At 60.9% G+C, this 18,585-nt stretch carries 19 protein-coding genes and 1 tRNA gene; 16 read left to right on the top strand and 4 right to left on the bottom strand.

What is annotated here, in order from left to right; translation table 11 throughout:
• The first annotated feature begins 716 nt into the window (after nucleotides 1-716).
• Nucleotides 717-2,072, top strand: coding sequence for a DUF5677 domain-containing protein (locus tag DDE76_RS12395; RefSeq protein WP_104892792.1), 1,356 nt, complete (start codon nucleotides 717-719; stop codon nucleotides 2,070-2,072).
• Nucleotides 2,073-2,521: 449 nt separating this feature from the next.
• On the opposite strand, the gene DDE76_RS12385 is transcribed toward DDE76_RS12395, so the two are convergent.
• The 3 genes from DDE76_RS12385 to DDE76_RS12375 are packed head-to-tail and all read right to left on the bottom strand — an operon-like array spanning nucleotide 2,522 to nucleotide 4,252.
• Nucleotides 2,522-2,935 carry a hypothetical protein gene (locus DDE76_RS12385; RefSeq protein WP_104892790.1) on the bottom strand — a complete coding sequence of 138 codons (414 nt, stop codon included), beginning with the start codon at nucleotides 2,933-2,935 and terminating at the stop codon, nucleotides 2,522-2,524.
• A gap of 10 nt (nucleotides 2,936-2,945) precedes the next feature.
• On the bottom strand, nucleotides 2,946-3,914 hold the full coding sequence (locus DDE76_RS12380) for a relaxase/mobilization nuclease domain-containing protein (protein WP_104892789.1): 969 nt from the start codon (nucleotides 3,912-3,914) through the stop codon (nucleotides 2,946-2,948).
• A complete protein-coding gene (locus DDE76_RS12375) occupies nucleotides 3,911-4,252 on the bottom strand; it encodes a plasmid mobilization protein (protein WP_104892788.1) in 342 nt (113 codons plus the stop codon). Before DDE76_RS12375 ends, DDE76_RS12380 begins: the two co-directional genes overlap by 4 nt.
• Before the next feature lie 204 nt (nucleotides 4,253-4,456).
• Here DDE76_RS12375 and DDE76_RS12370 point away from each other — a divergent pair, with 204 nt between their 5' ends.
• Nucleotides 4,457-6,469 (top strand): DotA/TraY family protein, encoded by a 2,013-nt coding sequence (locus DDE76_RS12370; protein ID WP_157955779.1) that lies wholly within the window; start codon nucleotides 4,457-4,459, stop codon nucleotides 6,467-6,469.
• Nucleotides 6,470-7,287: 818 nt separating this feature from the next.
• Here DDE76_RS12370 and DDE76_RS12360 read toward each other — a convergent pair.
• Nucleotides 7,288-7,377, bottom strand: a tRNA-Ser gene (locus DDE76_RS12360).
• Nucleotides 7,378-7,583: 206 nt separating this feature from the next.
• Here DDE76_RS12360 and DDE76_RS12355 point away from each other — a divergent pair.
• From DDE76_RS12355 to DDE76_RS12290, 14 genes are all read left to right on the top strand, one after another.
• A complete protein-coding gene (locus tag DDE76_RS12355) occupies nucleotides 7,584-8,357 on the top strand; it encodes an MBL fold metallo-hydrolase (RefSeq protein WP_157955778.1) in 774 nt (257 codons plus the stop codon).
• Between the two features lie 239 nt (nucleotides 8,358-8,596).
• Nucleotides 8,597-9,253 (top strand): 50S ribosomal protein L21, encoded by a 657-nt coding sequence (locus DDE76_RS12350; RefSeq protein WP_104892784.1) that lies wholly within the window; start codon nucleotides 8,597-8,599, stop codon nucleotides 9,251-9,253.
• Nucleotides 9,254-9,265: 12 nt separating this feature from the next.
• A complete protein-coding gene (gene rpmA / locus DDE76_RS12345) occupies nucleotides 9,266-9,532 on the top strand; it encodes a 50S ribosomal protein L27 (RefSeq protein ID WP_104892783.1) in 267 nt (88 codons plus the stop codon).
• A gap of 121 nt (nucleotides 9,533-9,653) precedes the next feature.
• Entirely contained in the window at nucleotides 9,654-10,196 is a 543-nt protein-coding gene (locus DDE76_RS12340) for a GNAT family N-acetyltransferase (RefSeq protein ID WP_157955777.1), read from the top strand.
• Nucleotides 10,193-10,720 carry a GNAT family N-acetyltransferase gene (locus DDE76_RS12335; RefSeq protein ID WP_104892781.1) on the top strand — a complete coding sequence of 176 codons (528 nt, stop codon included), beginning with the start codon at nucleotides 10,193-10,195 and terminating at the stop codon, nucleotides 10,718-10,720. The genes DDE76_RS12340 and DDE76_RS12335 overlap by 4 nt, the downstream gene beginning before the upstream one ends.
• On the top strand, nucleotides 10,711-11,235 hold the full coding sequence (locus DDE76_RS12330; protein ID WP_104892780.1) for a GNAT family N-acetyltransferase: 525 nt from the start codon (nucleotides 10,711-10,713) through the stop codon (nucleotides 11,233-11,235). The genes DDE76_RS12335 and DDE76_RS12330 overlap by 10 nt, the downstream gene beginning before the upstream one ends.
• Nucleotides 11,232-11,825 carry a GNAT family N-acetyltransferase gene (locus tag DDE76_RS12325; protein ID WP_104892779.1) on the top strand — a complete coding sequence of 198 codons (594 nt, stop codon included), beginning with the start codon at nucleotides 11,232-11,234 and terminating at the stop codon, nucleotides 11,823-11,825. Before DDE76_RS12330 ends, DDE76_RS12325 begins: the two co-directional genes overlap by 4 nt.
• Complete coding sequence (gene obgE, locus DDE76_RS12320) at nucleotides 11,822-12,865, top strand: GTPase ObgE (protein WP_104892778.1); 1,044 nt, start codon at nucleotides 11,822-11,824, stop codon at nucleotides 12,863-12,865. Before DDE76_RS12325 ends, obgE begins: the two co-directional genes overlap by 4 nt.
• Nucleotides 12,853-14,028, top strand: a complete 1,176-nt coding sequence (gene proB, locus DDE76_RS12315) for a glutamate 5-kinase (RefSeq protein WP_104892777.1) — start codon at nucleotides 12,853-12,855, stop codon at nucleotides 14,026-14,028. The genes obgE and proB overlap by 13 nt, the downstream gene beginning before the upstream one ends.
• The gene (locus DDE76_RS12310; protein ID WP_104892776.1) at nucleotides 14,015-15,298 is read left to right on the top strand and encodes a glutamate-5-semialdehyde dehydrogenase; all 1,284 of its coding nucleotides are present in this window, start codon (nucleotides 14,015-14,017) and stop codon (nucleotides 15,296-15,298) included. Before proB ends, DDE76_RS12310 begins: the two co-directional genes overlap by 14 nt.
• 3 nt (nucleotides 15,299-15,301) lie before the next feature.
• Complete coding sequence (locus DDE76_RS12305; RefSeq protein ID WP_342748378.1) at nucleotides 15,302-15,934, top strand: nicotinate-nucleotide adenylyltransferase; 633 nt, start codon at nucleotides 15,302-15,304, stop codon at nucleotides 15,932-15,934.
• A 190-nt stretch (nucleotides 15,935-16,124) separates the two neighbouring features.
• Complete coding sequence (gene rsfS / locus DDE76_RS12300) at nucleotides 16,125-16,517, top strand: ribosome silencing factor (protein WP_104892774.1); 393 nt, start codon at nucleotides 16,125-16,127, stop codon at nucleotides 16,515-16,517.
• A gap of 57 nt (nucleotides 16,518-16,574) precedes the next feature.
• Entirely contained in the window at nucleotides 16,575-17,057 is a 483-nt protein-coding gene (gene rlmH, locus DDE76_RS12295) for a 23S rRNA (pseudouridine(1915)-N(3))-methyltransferase RlmH (RefSeq protein WP_104892773.1), read from the top strand.
• A gap of 103 nt (nucleotides 17,058-17,160) precedes the next feature.
• Nucleotides 17,161-18,579 (top strand): murein hydrolase activator EnvC family protein, encoded by a 1,419-nt coding sequence (locus DDE76_RS12290; protein WP_104892772.1) that lies wholly within the window; start codon nucleotides 17,161-17,163, stop codon nucleotides 18,577-18,579.
• The last annotated feature ends 6 nt before the right edge of the window (nucleotides 18,580-18,585 follow it).

Raw genomic sequence — 18,585 nt, 5'->3', positions numbered from 1 at the left:
CCAACAACTGGAAACTTCTATCACTGGGCATATGCGCAGACATAGGAACTCACACCGTCATCAAATCCACGGTGCCAATACCCTACCAACCACCGGCACGTCAGACGGGGGCGCCTTGGCGCTTACGCGCAATGTCTGGGAAGTTGCATAGCACTTTCACAGTGGCGCTAGCCCACTGTGAACTCAACTGTTCCCTGTTTGAAGGCCCGCGCCGAGCGGCCTGAAAACACGCGCGAAGCGCGGAAGTCGATGTTCCCCGCCCGATGTCTAAAGGGCCCCACACCGCCCGGCGATGTCACCCGTTAGGGCCGTAGCGAAGCGAAGGACAGCCAAAGGCTGTTGACGTCGCAGCCAGGCGATGTGGGAGCCTGAAAGGCTCACAGGGAAAAGTTATGCTTTACGGCCAATGGCCGCCCGCTAGGAGGCTGCTGCGCGGCCTCCCTGGGGTGAGCGAAGCGAGGGGCGCGAGCCCCTTCTCGACATGTAAAGAGCAATGCGTCAGCAGTGGTGTCCAGAGAATACCCACTGGAGGCACCATGAGAAAGAAACCCAAGAGGAAGTCCCCCCACATCCGGAACCCCCAATTTGCGGACAGCAATTACACCTCGATAGAAGACCATCCCCGTAGGGGAGGAACGCTCGCCTCTCCGTTCTCGAGGCTTGGGCCCGTCCAACTTACGCGTTGGATAGACGAAGCACTTCCCAACGTTTTGTGGATGGCCGTGCTGACGGCGGCGCTGCCACGATCGATTTACCTCAAGATGTTTCACACTGTCTTGCAAGCTTTGCGCGACCGCGTACCTGCGCGAAAAGAGCTGCTGCTGGTCCATGTGTATTTGGCAACCATGACCGACGACGAGTTTGACACCATATTCGCCGAAGTTTTGGCCCATCCGGATGCGAAGCACGCGCTCTCCAGCCTGCGCTTGATTGACTCGCTTCCCGACCGTCATCACTGGGACCGAGTGGTGGACCAACCCGATGATAACTCGCATTGGTCGGTGCTGGCCCAGGCCGTTGCAAGAACTTTCGATCATCAGAGCGAAGCCTCCACCGACATTCGTTGGCTCAAAGTTATGACAGTCATCGTCTGTCAGGAACGAATGCGCTTTCCCGAAAAGCTCGCAGAGGAAGTAATTGCCCCAATACTCGCCTATCCGAGCAAAGGCGACATGAAACGGGTAAGGCCGAGTATTCGCAGTTTGGAGCTAATGTGTCGCTCCTTCGAAAGCTCTGACGTCGAAAGTCCCGAAGTGAAGCAGCGCGTTCTGCCTTCCTATCATGGCGATGCATTTTGGCAGGAAATGTGGGTCAAACAGAAATGTTTGGTTTTGGCAAACACCGAACATCCTGATGCCATTGCGGACGGGGTCAGAGAATTGCAAGCGGTGAGGACCGCGGTCGAGGAGCATTTCTATCAAAGTGCCACAACGACCGCCGCGGATCCGCGGCACGAGGGAGCATTCGGACTTGTGCTCTATGGTATGGAATTCGTGATCAATGCCGCCGTCGGGGCCGGACATGCATTCTCAGAGGGCCGCTTGGCATTGCGGACGGTGATGGAAGCTTTCGTCACGCTTCACTACTTATTGACGAAAGATGATCCCACAATTTGGGCCCAGTACCGCAATTACGGGTCGGGGCAAGCCAAGCTCGCATTTCTCAAAAACCTGAGATTTGAAGACGCGCCAGATTTCGTAGACCTTGAGATGCTTGAAAAGCTCGCGAACGAAGACGTTTGGATGGAGTTTCAGTCCGTCGAGTTGGGTCATTGGGCCAACCTCAATCTCAGAAAGATGGCTGACGAGGCGGGCGTCAAAGACGTCTATGACCGCTACTACGATTGGACATCTGGGTTTGCTCACGGCCAGTGGGCCAGCGTACGCGACACAGTCATGGTGACATGTCTCAACCCCCTACACCGATTTCATCGCGTTCCGAGTCCAACGCCCATGCCCATGCCTTCGATACTGCCGGATGCGCAGAAGCTGCTCAATCGAATGCTCGATGACCTCAATCAACTTTATCCCAGCTTCAAGCCGCGCCTAAAGGGGTTAAGGAAGGATGGCTAGACGGTCACCCGATCCTGTTCTGATCTTTAGTGCGGGCTCAGTTGAGTTCTCCGAAGTTGGCATATCTCCTGCGGTCGGGACCTGTCAGACGCAGGAGATATCTTCGGTCGGTCGTCACGGAAAGGGTATCTGTCCGTGGGCTCTGCCTGGAACTGGCGCAAGCTCGGCGCCCGTCGTGCCGTCCAAGAGTTCTGCAATGCCTGCCGGAATCGGTATTGGCATCTGGAGGGGACAGTCACGAACCAACTTCCCGGTGATTTGGCGTACTATGACAGCTGCAGCCGAGGCATCGGCGGTGCCCAATCTACCCACCAGAGCCGCGTCAGGTGCGACGTTGAACGGGTCAGCCCAGAGTATCCAAGCCTCACAAATGTCTATAGCGCGTCGATCCAGCTCGGATTTGGCCAAGCTCCGGGCACGAACAAAGCTCTCAGTCCAGAGGTGTATCGTCATGGAGCGATACCCAGAAGCATTGGAAAGTGATGTACGCACAGAATCATAACACCTGCACCGATCAAGCCGGCTAGGAGCGTTACGATAGCTTGAGCAATGAGCGCAGAGCCTTGAACTGCCTCCACTTCCTTCAACTTTGAAGTCATCGACCGCTGCGCCTGACCGGCGGCCGCTGTGATGCTGGCCGCCACAGGTTTGCAGGCATCAGATATTTGCTGTGCTGCTTGCCGTTGCACCCCGCTCGCTGTCATATCGGCCAAGGCCTTCGCAGACCGTTTGTACTCAATGATCGACCGGTCCAACGCTTGAGACAACTGCTCTACCCGGGCGCCTTGTCGATCAAGAGCGGCTCGCATTGAAGCTGCCTCGACCAGAAAATTGTTGATGGTGTTCTCGATATCGTCGCTCATCTGCTTAGCCTTAAAACTTGACGTTCACGTTCGGCATGGTCGTCCGAACGACGCGCGCAATGGTGCCGGTAGTGCTGATCTGAGGCGCTATGCGAGGTAGTCGAGGTTTCGCGCGAGCCTTTGCGAGTGCTTTGGCAAGGGCATTTCTCCCAGTCGGTTTTGGCGACTGCGGCGCTGTGACTTGGAATTCAGTGGTTAGCGGCGACTCTATCGCCACGGTGCCAGAAAAACGACGTACGAGGGCCGGACCCGAACAGTCCCGGCCACAGTCGCTAGCCCTTGCCAGTGCCCCCTCCGGGCCGCGCAAAACAAGCCCACCAGTCTTTTGCCCGGGTTTTGGTTTTGCAGACTCCAGCCGCCAGCCCAGTTCGCCCAACCGCACGTCCAGCTCTCGCCGAGACCGCGCCTCGCGCATCGCCTGGACAACCTCGGAAGGCGGCAGCACATAGCCCCGGCGCGCGGCCCGAGCGCTTTTGAAGCGAATTCCCGGGGAGGTGGGGTTCGGTACGTCTGCCAGGCGGCCGCTAACGGGTCGAAGCCCCCGCTCGTATTCAATCCGGCGCAATGTCTTTTCGATTTTGCGCTTTGTGTTTGCGTCGGAGATGCACCGACCCTCGATACCCACGCGATTCACGACGAGATGAAAGTGCGGATAGTGCTTGTCGTTGTGGACCACCATAAACGCTTGAGCGCCCTCGGCACTCAGCGCCGCCAGTACGCGCTGAGCGTCTTCTTCCATCTTGGCGAAATTCACCCGATCGGTCGGAGCATAGCTGACGGTGATATGCGCGATTGGCTTCTTAGCACGACGGCTCAGACCAGCTTGCGCGTCCATAAGGTGGACGACGCCGGAGGGATCGGATGTGGCCAGGTTCATAGAGCGGAAGGCGGCGATGCGTTTGCCCTTGGGACCTTGCAGATAGTTGGCCAATCTCGCGAGGTCGTCGCCGGCCGGCAGATTTTTGATCTTCCCGATCATTCTCCAATCCCCCGCGCTGGCGGGCTTTCTATCTGAATCACGATCGCATGAAGTCGCCTATACATCTGAGCAAGCGCAGACAGGTTCTTGGGCGACATTGTCTTGGTCGCATTTGCGACCTTGGCGACTTGGTTTAGATTTGCCCCGATAGCATTCAGGGCCGCCACTGCCGCCCGGTCGACAACGTGCGCCTTGGCTCGCGCGCTCACAGGCTGGTCGATCATCATGGCCTGACGTGCGTATGCAGCCATTGTCAGCCCCGTCGCGGCTGCGCCGGCTGCGATGGTTTCTCGTTCGGCCTCGCTCAGCATTAGCTCAAGGCGATGCGTGCGTTTCATATTCGATCCTTTCTACACTCGGCCAACAGCCGGGCCCGGGTCAGACCCGGCAAGCTGGGAGCCGCAGGCGACGTTTTCCACGGAGCCGGCAAGGACCCGGCGAAAACACTGCTTGCTAAACACTACTCTGCACATATAACGTGTGACTCGTCACGTAACTAGTAACGTCGTTGCAAAATTTTGACCGACTCGGAGAATGCGTTCTTGCCGGATTTTGGATTGGACACGGACCCTACGAGCGACCTGCAATCGAGCGTTATCGAGGCGTTTCAGGCCAGCGATGGCGAGAGCTTGTCAACGCAGATGGCGGCTCAAATTTTTGGGCCCCTCTTTGGCGCGGGTCCAACGTTGTTGAGCATGTGTGTCGGGTATCTGAATGTCGCAATGCTCGCATTGGGCGGCATGCTCTTCTTCTACAATGTCGCGGTCGGGGTGTTGCAGACGAGCCATGAGGGCGTTGTCCTGGGTAGGCGCTGGAGTTCGCTTTGGGCACCTCTGCGCCTCATCTTCGCAATTGGATTGCTGGTTCCGATGCCAAATGCGGGCGGCTACAATTCCGTGCAGGCCGGAATAGCCTGGCTTGTGCGGGGTTCAACCAGTGCAGCATCGCTAATTTGGTCCAGTGCGGTCCCGGCCCTGATTGCGGGCGACGTGCAAGTTGTTGCCACCAAACCGGCGGTGCCGACCACGGCAGTCGCAGATATTTGGAAAATGTCCGCCTGCAAGGCCCTGGCGAATTTCCAACTCGATGCGGCTGGCTCAGACGCTCGCATTTCTTTCGTACGGGCGGGTCACCAAAACGGGGCCATTGCACTCGTCTCGCGCATCGCAGGGCGAGAGGATATTACAACGGGCATTTGCGGTTCTATCGCGACCCCGTTGGCCCCATCGCACCTGTCGGCACCCGAGGCATCGCTGTTTATGACCGCTCACTTGAACGCGTTGGCGTCGATTTTAGCGGTCACTGACGAACTGGCAGCGCGGGCTTTAGCAGCTTCGATTGCGCATGACGGCACAGCTGTAGAGATGGCCGCCCCCCTGCGGGCCGCAATAATCAGGGCGAACAACTTACTGCTGCCGATTGCAGAACTGGTGAAAAGCTCGGGAGGCGACGAAGGCCAACAGCGGCTTCGTGCGTATCTCGAAAACCGAGATGGGCAGGGGTGGCTGGCCGCTGGCAGCTTCTACCTAGTCCTGGCGAACCTCAACCACCAGGCTTCATCTGTCCTGTCGGCCCGCCCGACCATCCTTACGCCCGCCAGGTATGCTTTCGAGTCCACTGGCGCGACGCTCGATTCTGTTGCCACTGGGCGCAGCATTGGTTGGTTCGGCAGTGCCAACGGAAACAATTTGAGGCTCGACCAGGAAGAGTTACTTCGCGTCGGTGGCGATATGGATCGTGCTTTCTCTCGAGCGTCTGCAGCTTTGGCATCGTTCGGTTTTGCCCTGCCCGACCCTGCTTTGGCGGCTGCGTTGTCGCCCGCTCAGGGCGAAGGGGGCTCAATCTGGGATGTACTTGGATCGGCGGTGAACGAAGTGGGGCAAAAACTGGCTCAACAGGTCGCGCTCTACTTCGCGCCCGAGAACACCGGTGCGGACCCAGTAGTAGGACTAATTGAACTCGGGCAGTTCCTCATAGCAACGGCTTCCAGCATTCTATCTGCATTGGCCATGGGGTCGGCCGTTCCTGTGGTAGGTGGTGCAGTTGGCGCCGTTATGGCGGTCGTTGGACCCTTGCTGCTGACCATGACTGTCGCCGGCGGGGCAATGTCGGTGCTCCTGCCAACGGTGCCATTCATTCTATGGATCCTGGCGGTCTTTGGCTACTTCATGGCTGTTGTCGTTGCGGTTGTGGCCGCCCCACTATGGGCAGTGGCACACATGCGGCTGGACGGTGAAGGCCTAGCACCCGAGGCAGCTCACCAGGGTTTCCTTCTGCTGCTACGATTGCTGCTCACACCGACATTGATGATCTTGGGCTTCTTCGCGGCCATGGCCATATTCCGCGCCGTCTCCGGCATGGTCGGGGCAGGCATCTACTACCTGATTTCGTCCTTTTCTGGCCACCCAATGTTCTGGTTGGCAGCAATTGCCGTGATGGCTGTCCTGACCGTCTCGGCCTTCCTGCTCGTGCTTGAGCGATCGTTCTCGCTCGTCACGAAACTTCCCGATGCAGTTTGCCGCTGGATCGGTGCCCCCTCCTCCACTGAAGATTGAATTGAAAGGAACTACCATGAAAACTCTGCACGCTTACTGGACACGTCTGCCATTCATTTTCCAGGTGATGGCCGCTTGCGTGGCACTGTCGGTTCTCGCTGGGATGCTCGGAGGTGTACCTGGCTAATGTCCAAACCAAATGTCGTGACGCTAAGGCAGGCCGTTCTAGTGAGAGCGGCGGCACGTACCAATGGGACGGTTTCACCAGTTCGCTTGCGCCAGATCCTTCGCGGATCCCCACCACTAGGCGAGGAGCGATTTGTATTCTGGCCTGTGCTTGTAGAGGGACCCATAGGCGAGCGGCGGCAGTTGGCCGCTGCCGCCAACCTGCCATGGGCGAAATTTGCAGCTAGGTTTCAAGCGTTGACTGGCATACATCGCGATAGAGCGTCGTATGCTAAGACTCTTTATGCTCGGCTGGATGAGGGCTGGCCTGACTTTTAGTCTCAAGTCGAGCTCGAATCTCTGCCGCTCGAGCAGGGTCATCGCGCCGCTCGATGGCCCCGTTTTCGAATAGTGCAAGCCATGCCCGATCCGTTAGATCGGCCATCACTGTTCTGGCTTGCTCCTCGTCCCCTTCGCAAATCCAAAAACTGATCTGGCGCACCTTCGCCTTTTTGCGACGGTCGCGTAGCTCCTGCGCGCGCCGGGCGTCGTCAGTTCGTCGCTTTGCGGTTTCATCGCTCATAGTCACGTGACTTATCACGAGCCGCTAAATGCTACCAGATGGCGAGCCGTGACGAATGGGGGCAGAAGTGGGAGTGAACTTTCGTCACCCACAAAAAATCCATATAAATCAACAGATTAGCGGAGAGAAGTGGCGGAGAGAGAGGGATTCGAACCCCCGATAGAGTTGCCCCTATGCCGCATTTCGAGTGCGGTGCATTCAACCGCTCTGCCATCTCTCCGCGAGATCGAAACGCCCCGTGTTGGGCGCGGCTGGTCGATACGGGGCGGCTTATGACATAGCCTTGTCACGCCTGCAACACCTGTTATGCGTGCTTTGGGTGACAAAGCCGCACCGCGCGCATCGCTCACAATTGCGTGCGGAGCGATCCAGCGCCGCATTGTGCCGTTAGTCTTTATGTCCAACAGACAAAACGGGAGACACTTCATGGTTACACGCCGTATCGTCGTTGCCGGCATGGCCGGCTTGCCCTTCGCCGGCCTTGCCGCCAATCTTGCCGCCAGTGCTGCTCACGCTCAGGAGATGCCCATGGCCGACACCCTTTCCACCAGTGCCGGCGATCTGGTCATCCACCCGATCGATCACGCCAGCCTCGTGCTCGAATTCGATGGCAAGGCAATTTATGTCGACCCGGTCGGCGGTGCCGAGCTTTATGCATCCCTGCCGGCCCCCTCAGCCATTCTGATCACTCACGGGCATGGCGACCATTTCGATGTGCCTACGCTCGAAGCCATTGCCGGCGACGTCCCTCTGATCACCAATGGCGATGTCTATTCCAAGCTGCCCGAAGCCCTCAAAGCCAATGCCACCGCCATGGCCAATGGTGAAGACGGCACCATCCTCGATATTCCGATCCGGGCGATTGCCGCGCACAATACCACCGAAGATCGCATGAATTATCACCCGGTGGGCGTGGGGAATGGCTATGTACTAAGCTTCGGAGACAGCCAGGTCTATATGGCCGGCGACACCGAGCCGACCGACGATATGCTGGGCCTGACCGACATTGCCGTCGCCTTCCTGCCGATGAACCTGCCGTTCACCATGACGCCCGAACAGGCGGTCGAGGCCATCAACACCTTCAAACCGGCCATCATCTATCCCTACCACTATGGCGAGAGCGATCTGAGCCCGCTCGAAACCGATGTGGTTGACGGTGTCGAGGTACGCCTGCGCAACTGGTATCCCAACCAGGCCTGATCCGGCAGCCTGACACCAAGCAAATGGCTTGACTCTTGGGGGTTTTGCCCCGATAAGCCCACCAATCTGCGCACTGGTCCGTCCGGTGCGCTGGTTTTTGTTTGAAAACGCTGCTCGAGGCTGCCGGCCGAATTTCGGCCCAGACCATTCGAAAAGCCCGCGGAAACAGGCATGCAACCGCGGCGCCGCAGAGCGCGACAGAAAAAGGGACCACGTGAAAAAACCGCGTGGCTGACTGAATGACTTTTGCCGTTATCAAGACGGGCGGGAAGCAGTACAAGGTTGCTGCTGACGACGTCATCAAGATCGAAAAGCTCGATGCCCAGGCTGGTGACATTGTCACCTTTGACCAGGTCCTCATGGTTGGCGACACCATTGGTGCACCCCTGGTGGAAGGCGCCCTGGTGGCCGCCGAGCTGCTCGAAACCAAGAAGCAGAAGACCGTCATCGTCTTCAAGAAGCGCCGCCGCCACAATTCGCGCCGCCGCAATGGCCACCGCCAGCTTCTGACCACCGTGCGCATTACCGAAATTCTGACCGGCGGCAAGAAGCCCTCCGTCAAGGCTGCTGCCAAGGCCGACAAGAGCGAAGCCGTTGCTGAAAAGCCGGCCAAGAAGGCTGAAGCCAAGGCTGCCCCCAAGGCAGATGCCGCGCCGGCCGCCGAATTCAAGGACGACGTCAAGCTGATCGGCGGTGTTGGTCCCGCGCTGGAAAAGAAGCTGGCTGCCGCCGGCATCACCAGCCTCAAGCAGATTGCCGACTGGACTGCCGAAGACGTGGCCAAGTTCGACGAAGAGCTGAACTTCAAGGGCCGCATCGAACGCGAAGAGTGGATCGCGCAGGCCAAGGATCTCATCGCCGGCAAGGCGCCCCGCGCCAAGGCCGACAAGGAATAAGGACAAAGAACCATGGCACATAAGAAAGCAGGCGGTTCATCCCGCAACGGTCGCGATACCGCTGGCCGTCGTCTCGGCGTCAAGAAGTTTGGTGGTGAAGCTGTCATCGCCGGCAACATCATCGTGCGTCAGCGCGGCACCAAGTGGGCTCCGGGCACCGGCGTCGGCCTGGGCAAGGATCACACCATTTTCGCACTGGTCGATGGCACCGTGGCGTTCCGCACCCGCGCGAACTCCAAAGTACACGTGTCTGTCGTCCCGGCAGAGGCCGCCGAATAACCCGGCAGGCCTTTCAAACCCGCCGGAGACCAGCTCCCCGGCGCCGCGTTTGAAAAAACAAGCAGATGCAAAGGGGAACCGGTCAGCCGGTTCCCCTTTTTTCTTCCCGGAGCATTTGCCAATGACCATCGTCGAGACCAGCCTCAAGGACCGCCTGCCTGCCACCATCCGCACCGCGCGTCTGGTCCTGGCGACCCCGACCCTGGCCCATGTTCCGGAAATGGCCATTCTGGCCAACAATAAAGCCATCCACGCCGTGCTGGCACGCCTGCCCCATCCCTATGGCGAAAGCGACGGGCGCTTTTTTGTCGAGAACATCGCGCGCGGCGGCGCCGAGTTTGCCTGGGCGATCGAGTTGGATGGTGCCTTCATCGGCACAGTGGGCCTGCATATCCTGCCCGAAAAGCTGCCTGAGCTTGGCTATTGGCTGGGCGAACCCTTCTGGGGCCATGGTTATGCCACCGAGGCCGCCCAGGCCGTTGTAGCAGCCGCGCGAGCGGCCGGGGCGGCGGCCTTGCGCTCGCGGGCCCTCACACACAACCACGCTTCGCGCAACGTGCTGAAGAAAATCGGCTTCATCGAAGTCGGCGAAGGGGTCGAACCGGACCACAATCTGGCCGGCCAGACCATGACCCTCATGCGGCTGGAGTTCGACGAGAGATGACCGAGCTCCAGACATCCCGCCTCCTGCTGCGCCCGGCCAGGCCCGACGACGCGCCCTGCTTTGCCCTGGGTGTGAGCGACTTTGCGGTCGCCCGCTGGCTGACGCCACTGCCCTTCCCGTTCACCCTGGCCATGGCCAATGACTGGCTGCGGCTGGCGCCACAAAATGGGCCGGACAAATCCATGTTCATCATCGACCTGCCCGGACGCGGACTGATCGGCTGCGTTGCCCTGACCAGCGAGATCGGCTTCTGGATCGCCCGGCCGCATTGGGGCAAGGGCTATGCTTCCGAGGCCGCCCGCGCCGTCATCGACTGGCATTTTGCCACCAGCAACAGGAGCCATATTTCCGCCAGTGCGCACCACGACAATCGCGCCTCGCTGCGCGTCAAGGCACGGCTGGGTTTTGAGGAAGTAGGCCGCGACATAAGGTTTTCCCACGCCCTGCAGCACAATGTGCCGCATGTACTGACCCGGCTGACGCGCCAGCGCTGGATGGAGCGGGAGGAAAAGCAATGCGCCTGAGAGACCAGTTGCCCGAGCAGATGGAAACCGAACGCCTGCTGCTGCGCGCGCCGCGCGCCAACGATCTTGACGATCTGGTGCGCGAGGCGAACAATTGGAAGGTGCTTGAGCCAACCGCCAGCCTGCCCTTTCCCTACGAAAGGCAACATGCCCAAGGCTTCATCGAACGCTTTGTCCACAAGCCTGACAAGCGCAGCTATGTCATTGCCGGGCGCAACAATGATCGGCTCAAAGGGGTGATCGGGCTGTATTTCTACGCTGATAAGCCAGTCGAGCTGGGCTATTGGCTGGGTGAGACCCATTGGGGCGTCGGCTATGCGCCAGAGGCGGTCAAGGCACTATTGGGCACGGCCGCCGGCATTGGCCTGAAACCCATTCGCGCCCGTGTGCTGAGCGCAAATGCCGGCTCGGTGCGGGTGTTGGAAAAGACCGGTTTTACCACCATCGAGCGAACCCAGAGCGTGGTCGAACGCCATCTGGGCAAACCGCTCCTGGTGATGGAGTGGCAGGGATGAACCCAACCCTCTTCACCGATCGGCTCATCCTGCGGCCGCCCCAGACGGGGGATGCCGAACCCATCGCCCGCTACCTCAACGATCTGGAGGTCGCCGGGAACCTGGCGCGCGTGCCCTTCCCCTATCACTTGAGCGATGCCAGGGCCTGGCTGGCCACCCAGCAGGCGCGGCAGGCCCCCAACCAGACCAGTTTTTCCATTGAGCTGGCCGGGGTGGGCTATGTCGGCCATATCGGCTATCAACCCGCAGGCGAGGACGCGATCATCGGCTACTGGCTGGGCAAGCCGCATTGGGGGCGCGGAATCATGTCCGAAGCTGCCATCGCCACGGTCCGCTGGTTCTTTGACCACACCAATGCCAAGGCCATCTATTCGGGGGTATTCCATTTCAACGCCGCGTCCCTGGCCATTCAGCACCGGCTTGGATTCACCGAGACGGGCCGTTCCACCCTGCTCTGCCTTGCGCGCGGCGCCGAGCTGGAGCATATCGACACCAAATTGACACGTGAGCGTTTCCAGCAAGACTGGCCAGCCGGAAAAAAGCCGGCAAGCGCGACAGACCAGGTGCTGGAAGGCACGATAAAGTCATGAAGTTTCTCGACCAGGCCAAGGTCTATATCAAATCGGGCTCCGGCGGCGGGGGTGCCGTCAGCTTTCTGCGCGAAAAATTCGTCGAGTTCGGCGGCCCCGATGGCGGCAATGGCGGGCGCGGCGGCGATGTCATCGCCGAATGCGCTGATGGCCTTAATACGCTGATCGATTTTCGCTACCAGCAGCATTTCCGCGCCGGCACGGGCGTGCACGGGATGGGCAAGAACCGCACCGGCGCCGATGGCGAGGACATCGTGCTGCGCGTGCCGGTCGGCACTCAGATTTTCGAGGAAGACCAGGAAACCCTGATCGCCGACTTTACCGAAGTGGGCCAGCGCGTGGTGCTGCTCAAGGGTGGCAATGGCGGCTTCGGCAACGCGTATTTCAAGACCAGTTCCAACCAGGCGCCGCGCCGCGCCAATCCCGGACAGGAAGGCACCGAAAAGGGCATCTGGCTGCGTTTGAAGCTGATCGCCGATGCCGGTCTGGTGGGCCAGCCCAATGCGGGCAAGTCGACCTTCCTCTCGGCCGTCTCTGCCGCCAAGCCCAAGATCGCCGATTATCCCTTCACCACGCTGCACCCCAATCTGGGCGTTGTGCGCATTGCCGAGCGTGAGTTCGTGCTGGCCGATATTCCGGGCCTGATCGAAGGGGCCAGCGAAGGCGTCGGGATCGGCGATCGGTTCCTGGGGCATATCGAGCGCTGCGGCGTCTTGATCCACCTGATCGACGGCACCAATCAAGATGTTGCCCATACCTATCAGGCGGTGCGCCACGAACTGGCTGCCTATGCCGATGTGCTGGCCGACAAGCCCGAAATCGTGGTGCTCAACAAGGTCGATGCGCTTACCCCCGAAGAGCTCGAGGGCAAGCTCAATGCGCTCAAAAAGGTGTCCAAGGCCGATATTCGGCAGGTCTCCGGCGTCACCGGCCAGGGCGTGGAACAGGTCTTGTTCGACGTGCTGGCGATTCTCGACGCCGAAAAGGCCGCAATCGCCGAGGCCGAGCGCAAGCAGACGGAAGAGAAATGGACGCCTTGAAGTCCGCCAATCCGCTAGCCAACTACCGCCGCATCACCATCAAGATCGGCTCGGCCCTGCTGGTCGATGCGGCCGGGAAGCTGCGCGCGCACTGGCTGGCGGGCCTCGCCCAGGATATTGCCGCGCTCAAGGCTGAAGGGCGCGAGATCGTCATTGTCTCTTCGGGGGCAATTGCCTTGGGGCGGAGCCTGCTTGGCCTCAACGCCCTGGCGCTGACCCTGGAACAGAGCCAGGCCGCCGCCAGCGCCGGGCAGATTGCGCTCAGCCAGGCCTGGTCCGAGGCGCTCGGCCAGCACGGCATCGTCACCGGGCAGATCCTGATCACCCCCAACATCACCGAAGAACGGCGCTATTACCTCAATGCCCGCACCACCATCCAGACGCTCCTGGGGTTGGGGGCGGTGCCGATCATCAATGAGAATGACAGCGTCGCCACCGCCGAAATCCGCTATGGCGACAATGACCGCCTGTCGGCCCGCGTCGCCACAATGATCGAGGCGGACCTGCTGGTGCTGCTCTCCGATATTGACGGGCTCTACACGGCGCCACCGGCCAGGGATCCCAATGCCACCCACTTACCCTTGGTGGAATCCATCACGCCTGCGATTGAGGCCATGGCTGGTGGTGCGGCCAGCCATCTCTCGCGCGGTGGCATGACCACCAAGGTCGAGGCCGGCAAGATCGCCACCCAGGCCGGCACCGCCATGATTATCGCCAGGGGCACCGAGGAGCATCCGCTGGCCCATCTGGTCGCGGGGGGCCTACATACCCTCTTCAAGCCGTCCACCACCCGCGCCCAGTCGCGAAAACGCTGGATCATGGGCACATTGGCCGTGGCTGGCACGGTGCAGGTCGATCCTGGCGCGGCCCGGGCACTGGCGCAGGGCAAATCGCTACTGCCCATCGGCGTGACCCGGATCACCGGGGACTTTGAGCGCGGCGATACCATTGCCGTGCTTAATCCCGATGGGCGCGAGATTGCCCGGGGCCTGGTCGGGCTTGACAGCGAAGATGCCCGGCTGGTCATGGGCAAGCGCAGCGACACCATCGTTGAACTGCTCGGCATGGACAGCCGCGCTGAACTGGTGCATCGCGACAACCTGGTGCTCACCGGCAGCACCGACACCACGCAGAGACAAGAGGCCCACCATGAGCCTGGCTGAAACCACCGCGACCAACATTCCTGCCCTGATGGCCGAACTGGGCCGTAATGCCCGCATTGGTGCCAATGCGCTCAAGATCGCCACGCCCGAGCAGAAGCGCACCGCGCTGCTGACCGCAGCCGGCGCCATCAATGCGCATCGCAAGAAAATCCTGGCCGCCAACGCGCTGGACATGGTAGCCGCCGAAAAGAAGGGTATTTCGAAGGCCTTTCTCGACCGGCTGCTGCTCACCGATGCGCGGATCGACGGGATTATCGAGGCGGTAAAGACCATCGCCGATCTGCCTGATCCGGTCGGCAGCGTCATTGCCGAATGGGACCGCCCAAACGGTCTTCATATCGAGCGCGTGCGCACACCGCTCGGCGTTATCGGCGTGATCTTTGAATCACGCCCCAATGTGACCGCTGATGCCGGCGCCCTGTGTATCAAATCGGGCAATGCCGTGATCCTGCGCGGCGGCAGCGACAGCTTCCATTCCAGCCGCGCCATAGTCGAGTGCCTGCTCGACGGACTGCATCTGGCCGGCCTGCCGGTGGAATGCGTGCAACTGGTGCCCACCACCGATCGCGCCGCCGTGGGCGAAATGCTTAAGGGGCTCGGCGGCAATATCGACGTGATCGTGCCGCGTGGCGGCAAAACACTGGTGGCACGCGTCCAGGCCGAAGCCCGCGTGCCGGTTTTTGCCCATCTCGAGGGGCTGGTGCATGTCTATATCGACAGCTCGGCCGATCTCGACAAGGCCGTGAGCGTCACCCTCAACGCCAAGATGCGCCGCACCGGCATTTGCGGCGCGGCCGAAACCCTGCTCGTCCATAAGGATGTCGCAAACACTCATCTCCAGCCCATCATCGCGGCGCTGGTCGCCAAGGGCTGTGAAATTCGCGGCGATGCCACCGTCATGTCGATGGTCCCCGATGCGGTCGAAGCCACCGAAGAGGATTGGAAAACCGAATATGAGGACGCCATCATCTCGGTGAAAGTGGTCGACAGCATTGAGGCCGCCATCGACCATATCGAGCACTATTCCAGCCACCATACCGAGGCGATCATTGCCGAGGACGCCGAGGCGGTCGAAAAATTCTTGCATGAAATCGACTCAGCAATCCTCATGCACAATGCCTCCACCCAGTTTGCCGATGGTGGCGAGTTCGGCTTTGGCGGCGAGATCGGCATTGCTACCGGTAAGATGCATGCGCGCGGGCCGGTGGGGGTCGAACAGCTCACCAGCTTCAAATACCGCGTCCGCGGCAACGGGCAGACGAGGCCCTAGCTTTTGACCCTGCGCCCACCGATCCGCATTCCCGGCATCACCGAAGTCCCGCCCTCTGCGCCAGGCATGCGCATTGGGCTGTTCGGGGGCAGCTTCAATCCCATGCATGACGGGCATCGCCTGGTCATGGAGGAAACATTGCGCCGCCTGGAGCTGCATGCGCTCTGGGTGCTGGTGACGCCGGGCAATCCGCTCAAGGACAATTCGGGCCTGCCCCCGCTGGAGCACCGCGTCCGCGCCGCCCGTGCCTTTGTCACTGATCCGCGCATCAGCGTCACCGGATTCGAGGCCGCCAAGGGGTTTTCCTATAGCTGGCAAACCATCGATTTTTTGACCACCACCATGCCGGACCGGCGCTTTGTCTGGATCATGGGCGCCGACAGCCTGGCCGATTTTCATCGCTGGCAGCGCTGGCGCGACATGGCGGCAAAAATCCCCTTTGCCGTCTATGTCCGCCCCGGCGCCGCACGCCGCGCTTTGGCCTCACGCGCTGCCGCGACCCTGGACTATGCGCAACTCGATGAGACCGATGCTGCCCTTCTGGCACGGTGCCAGGCGCCGGCCTGGATCTACCTGCAAGGACGGCAATCGACCCTGTCGTCCACTGCCATCAGGGCGTCACGAAACCTGCGTTAAGCTCTCGACCGGCCTTGATCTTGCGAAATTGCCTGCAAAAGCGCATATTCAGGTTCAAGTGTGATCATTGTCACCGGAACAGGAACAGACGGCTTGCCGTTTTCACGACGCCGCAACATTCCGATCAACAACCAAGGATGCTCATCTCTCGCATGACCCGTGCTCTCGCATGGGCGGAAGGCCGTTTCTGATGGCCGCGCTGCCCGAAAACACCTCCGCCGCCACGCCCGCCGCCATGGCCGGCGCGCAAAAGCCCCTGATCGACCTCATTCTCGATACGCTGGATGACGCCAAGGCCGAAGAAACGGTCTCGGTGGACATTGCCGGCAAGTCGTCGCTGGCCGACCACATGATCGTGACCTCGGGCCGTTCACAGCGCCATGTCGGCGCCGTCGCCGATCAGGTCATCACCGCCCTTCGCGAGAGCGGTTACGGCAAGCCGCGCGTCGAAGGGCTGCCCCATTGCGACTGGGTGCTGGTCGATGCCGGCGATGTGATCCTGCACATCTTCCGCCCCGAAGTGCGCGAGTTCTACAACATCGAAAAGATGTGGCAGGCCGATTTCGCCGCCGACCAGCACTAGCCTGCGCCCGACGGCTGGGCGACAGCTTTCGGGCCAGCCGAGACGGCATAGACACACATGCGCATTGCGATAGCGGCCATTGGCCGGATGAAAAACGGGCCAGAGCGCGAGCTTGTGGCCCGTTATCTCGACCGCGCCGGCGCCAGCGGCAAGCCCCTGGCGCTCACCGGCTTTGACGTCACCGAAATCAATGAATCACGCGCCGGCTCCGCCGCCGCCCGCAAGGCCGAGGAGGCCAGGGCGTTGCGTACGGCACTGCCCCAAGGTGTTACCGTGATGCTCGATGAGCGCGGCAAGGCCATCGATTCAGAAAGTTTCGCTGCCCAGATCGGTCGCTGGCGCGATGATGGGCGCCCGGCCATTGGTTTTGTCATCGGCGGTGCCGATGGCATCGATCCCGAATTTGTGCGCTCCGCCGATCTGGTGGTCAGTTTCTCGCCCATGGTCTGGCCGCACCAATTGGTGCGCATCATGCTGGCCGAACAGCTCTATCGCACAACCACCATATTGTCAGGTCATCCATATCACCGGGGCGACTAGCGCATCACAAATTATGGTTAAGCATTGTTAACCGGCGGTTTGCCTCGGACTTGCTAGAGTGCCCCCAATTGATTCGGGGCCTCGCCCTTTTTCTGGAGACGCCATGCCATTGCGGCCGGCACATCGTATCAAGGCGCTGCTGGTGGGCGCCCTGCTGACCGGCGCGGCGGCTTGGCCCATCCTGGCCCAGACTGAAGCGCCCGAACCAGCACCCGACACCGCACCCGGGGTGGAGTTGCGCCCCGCATTGCCGCTCGACCCGGCCAGCGAGGCTGTGGCGCAAACCCCGGTGGACGATCCCGCAACACCCGCTGACGAGACTGCCGGCCCGGCTGACGACAATGCCGCGGATCTCGAAGAGGTTGAAGCCACCCTCTCGCTCAGCCGCGAACGCATCGAGGCGCTCAAGGCCGAAATCGCCGCCATGGAAGGGGATCGCACCCAGCAGAATGCCGCCCTCATCGCCGCGGCCCAGCGGGTCAAGCTGGCTGAAATCGAGGTCGCCGATGTCGAAGAGCGCATTTCCGACCTGATCGTGCGCGAGCTCGAAGTGCGCGGCCGCCTGGATGGTGCGGACGCCGAGATTGCCAATGTGCTGGCTGCGCTGCAGCGCATTTCGCTCAATCCGCCTCCGGCCCTGATTGTTGATCCCGGTGATGCCCTGGGTTCGGCACGCGGTGCCATGCTGATTGCAGCCATTCTGCCGCAATTGCGCGCCCAGGCCGACACGGTCGCCGCCGATCTGCAGGCTCTGACCGACATCAAGCTGGCTGCCATGGCCGAGGAAGAAACCCTCAGGGCCAATCACGAGGTGCTCGAAGAAGAGCAATTGCGCATCGCCACGCTGATCGCTGCACGCCGGGCCGGCATCACCCAGATGAGCGCCGAACTCGAGGCCGAGCAGGCAGAGGCCGTCGCCCTGGCCGAACGCGCCAGCACCTTGCGCGAATTGATCGGCGCCCTGTCTGAACGAGCCGCTGCTGGCGCCACTGCGGCCCCCGCGACGACCGATCCTGACCTGCCCCAGCTTTCGCCCGAGGCCATCGAGCTGGCCTTCGCAGATCCGGCCCGCACCCAGCCTGCCGTACCCTTCCCGCTCGCCAATGGCTATCTGGTGCCGCCGGCCAATGGCGTGACGGTGGTCGATTTCGGCGCCAATGACGGGCGGGGCGGCATCGCCCAGGGTCAATCCATCGTCACCCGCGCCGAGGCACAGGTGCTCGCTCCGGCTGACGGTTGGGTGCTCTACAAGGGCCCCTACCTCAATTATGGCCAGATCGTCATTCTCAATGCCGGTGGAGGCTATACGGCGCTGCTTGCTGGCCTTGACACAATCACCGCCGAGATCGGTCAGTTCGTGCAGATGGGCGAGCCCCTCGGAACCATGGGATCACGCACAATTGGGCGCACGGTCAGCACCAATGCTGGAAACGACCAGCCGACCCTCTATATTGAACTGCGAGAAAACAACGAGCCTTTCGACCCGGCCGGGTGGTGGGCCAGCCAAGAACAAACGGGATAAGTAATC

The sequence above is a fragment of the Devosia indica genome, assembly GCF_003056405.1.
GTDB classification, from domain to species: domain Bacteria; phylum Pseudomonadota; class Alphaproteobacteria; order Rhizobiales; family Devosiaceae; genus Devosia; species Devosia indica.
Note: the sequence above shows the minus strand (reverse complement) of the source record. Positions and strands in the feature narration are given on the sequence as shown.

What these genes read in the sequence shown, in the direction of transcription:
- rsfS (WP_104892774.1), top strand. Translation starts at nt 16,125, where the DNA reads ATGGCCGCGCTGCCCGAAAACACCTCCGCCGCCACGCCCGCCGCCATG.
- DDE76_RS12335 (WP_104892781.1), top strand. Translation starts at nt 10,193, where the DNA reads ATGACCGAGCTCCAGACATCCCGCCTCCTGCTGCGCCCGGCCAGGCCC.
- rpmA (WP_104892783.1), top strand. Translation starts at nt 9,266, where the DNA reads ATGGCACATAAGAAAGCAGGCGGTTCATCCCGCAACGGTCGCGATACC.
- DDE76_RS12310 (WP_104892776.1), top strand. Translation starts at nt 14,015, where the DNA reads ATGAGCCTGGCTGAAACCACCGCGACCAACATTCCTGCCCTGATGGCC.
- DDE76_RS12380 (WP_104892789.1), bottom strand. Translation starts at nt 3,914, where the DNA reads ATGATCGGGAAGATCAAAAATCTGCCGGCCGGCGACGACCTCGCGAGA.
- DDE76_RS12330 (WP_104892780.1), top strand. Translation starts at nt 10,711, where the DNA reads ATGCGCCTGAGAGACCAGTTGCCCGAGCAGATGGAAACCGAACGCCTG.
- DDE76_RS12340 (WP_157955777.1), top strand. Translation starts at nt 9,654, where the DNA reads ATGACCATCGTCGAGACCAGCCTCAAGGACCGCCTGCCTGCCACCATC.
- DDE76_RS12395 (WP_104892792.1), top strand. Translation starts at nt 717, where the DNA reads ATGGCCGTGCTGACGGCGGCGCTGCCACGATCGATTTACCTCAAGATG.
- DDE76_RS12375 (WP_104892788.1), bottom strand. Translation starts at nt 4,252, where the DNA reads ATGAAACGCACGCATCGCCTTGAGCTAATGCTGAGCGAGGCCGAACGA.
- DDE76_RS12325 (WP_104892779.1), top strand. Translation starts at nt 11,232, where the DNA reads ATGAACCCAACCCTCTTCACCGATCGGCTCATCCTGCGGCCGCCCCAG.
- rlmH (WP_104892773.1), top strand. Translation starts at nt 16,575, where the DNA reads ATGCGCATTGCGATAGCGGCCATTGGCCGGATGAAAAACGGGCCAGAG.
- obgE (WP_104892778.1), top strand. Translation starts at nt 11,822, where the DNA reads ATGAAGTTTCTCGACCAGGCCAAGGTCTATATCAAATCGGGCTCCGGC.
- DDE76_RS12350 (WP_104892784.1), top strand. Translation starts at nt 8,597, where the DNA reads ATGACTTTTGCCGTTATCAAGACGGGCGGGAAGCAGTACAAGGTTGCT.
- DDE76_RS12290 (WP_104892772.1), top strand. Translation starts at nt 17,161, where the DNA reads ATGCCATTGCGGCCGGCACATCGTATCAAGGCGCTGCTGGTGGGCGCC.
- DDE76_RS12355 (WP_157955778.1), top strand. Translation starts at nt 7,584, where the DNA reads ATGGTTACACGCCGTATCGTCGTTGCCGGCATGGCCGGCTTGCCCTTC.
- proB (WP_104892777.1), top strand. Translation starts at nt 12,853, where the DNA reads ATGGACGCCTTGAAGTCCGCCAATCCGCTAGCCAACTACCGCCGCATC.
- DDE76_RS12385 (WP_104892790.1), bottom strand. Translation starts at nt 2,935, where the DNA reads ATGAGCGACGATATCGAGAACACCATCAACAATTTTCTGGTCGAGGCA.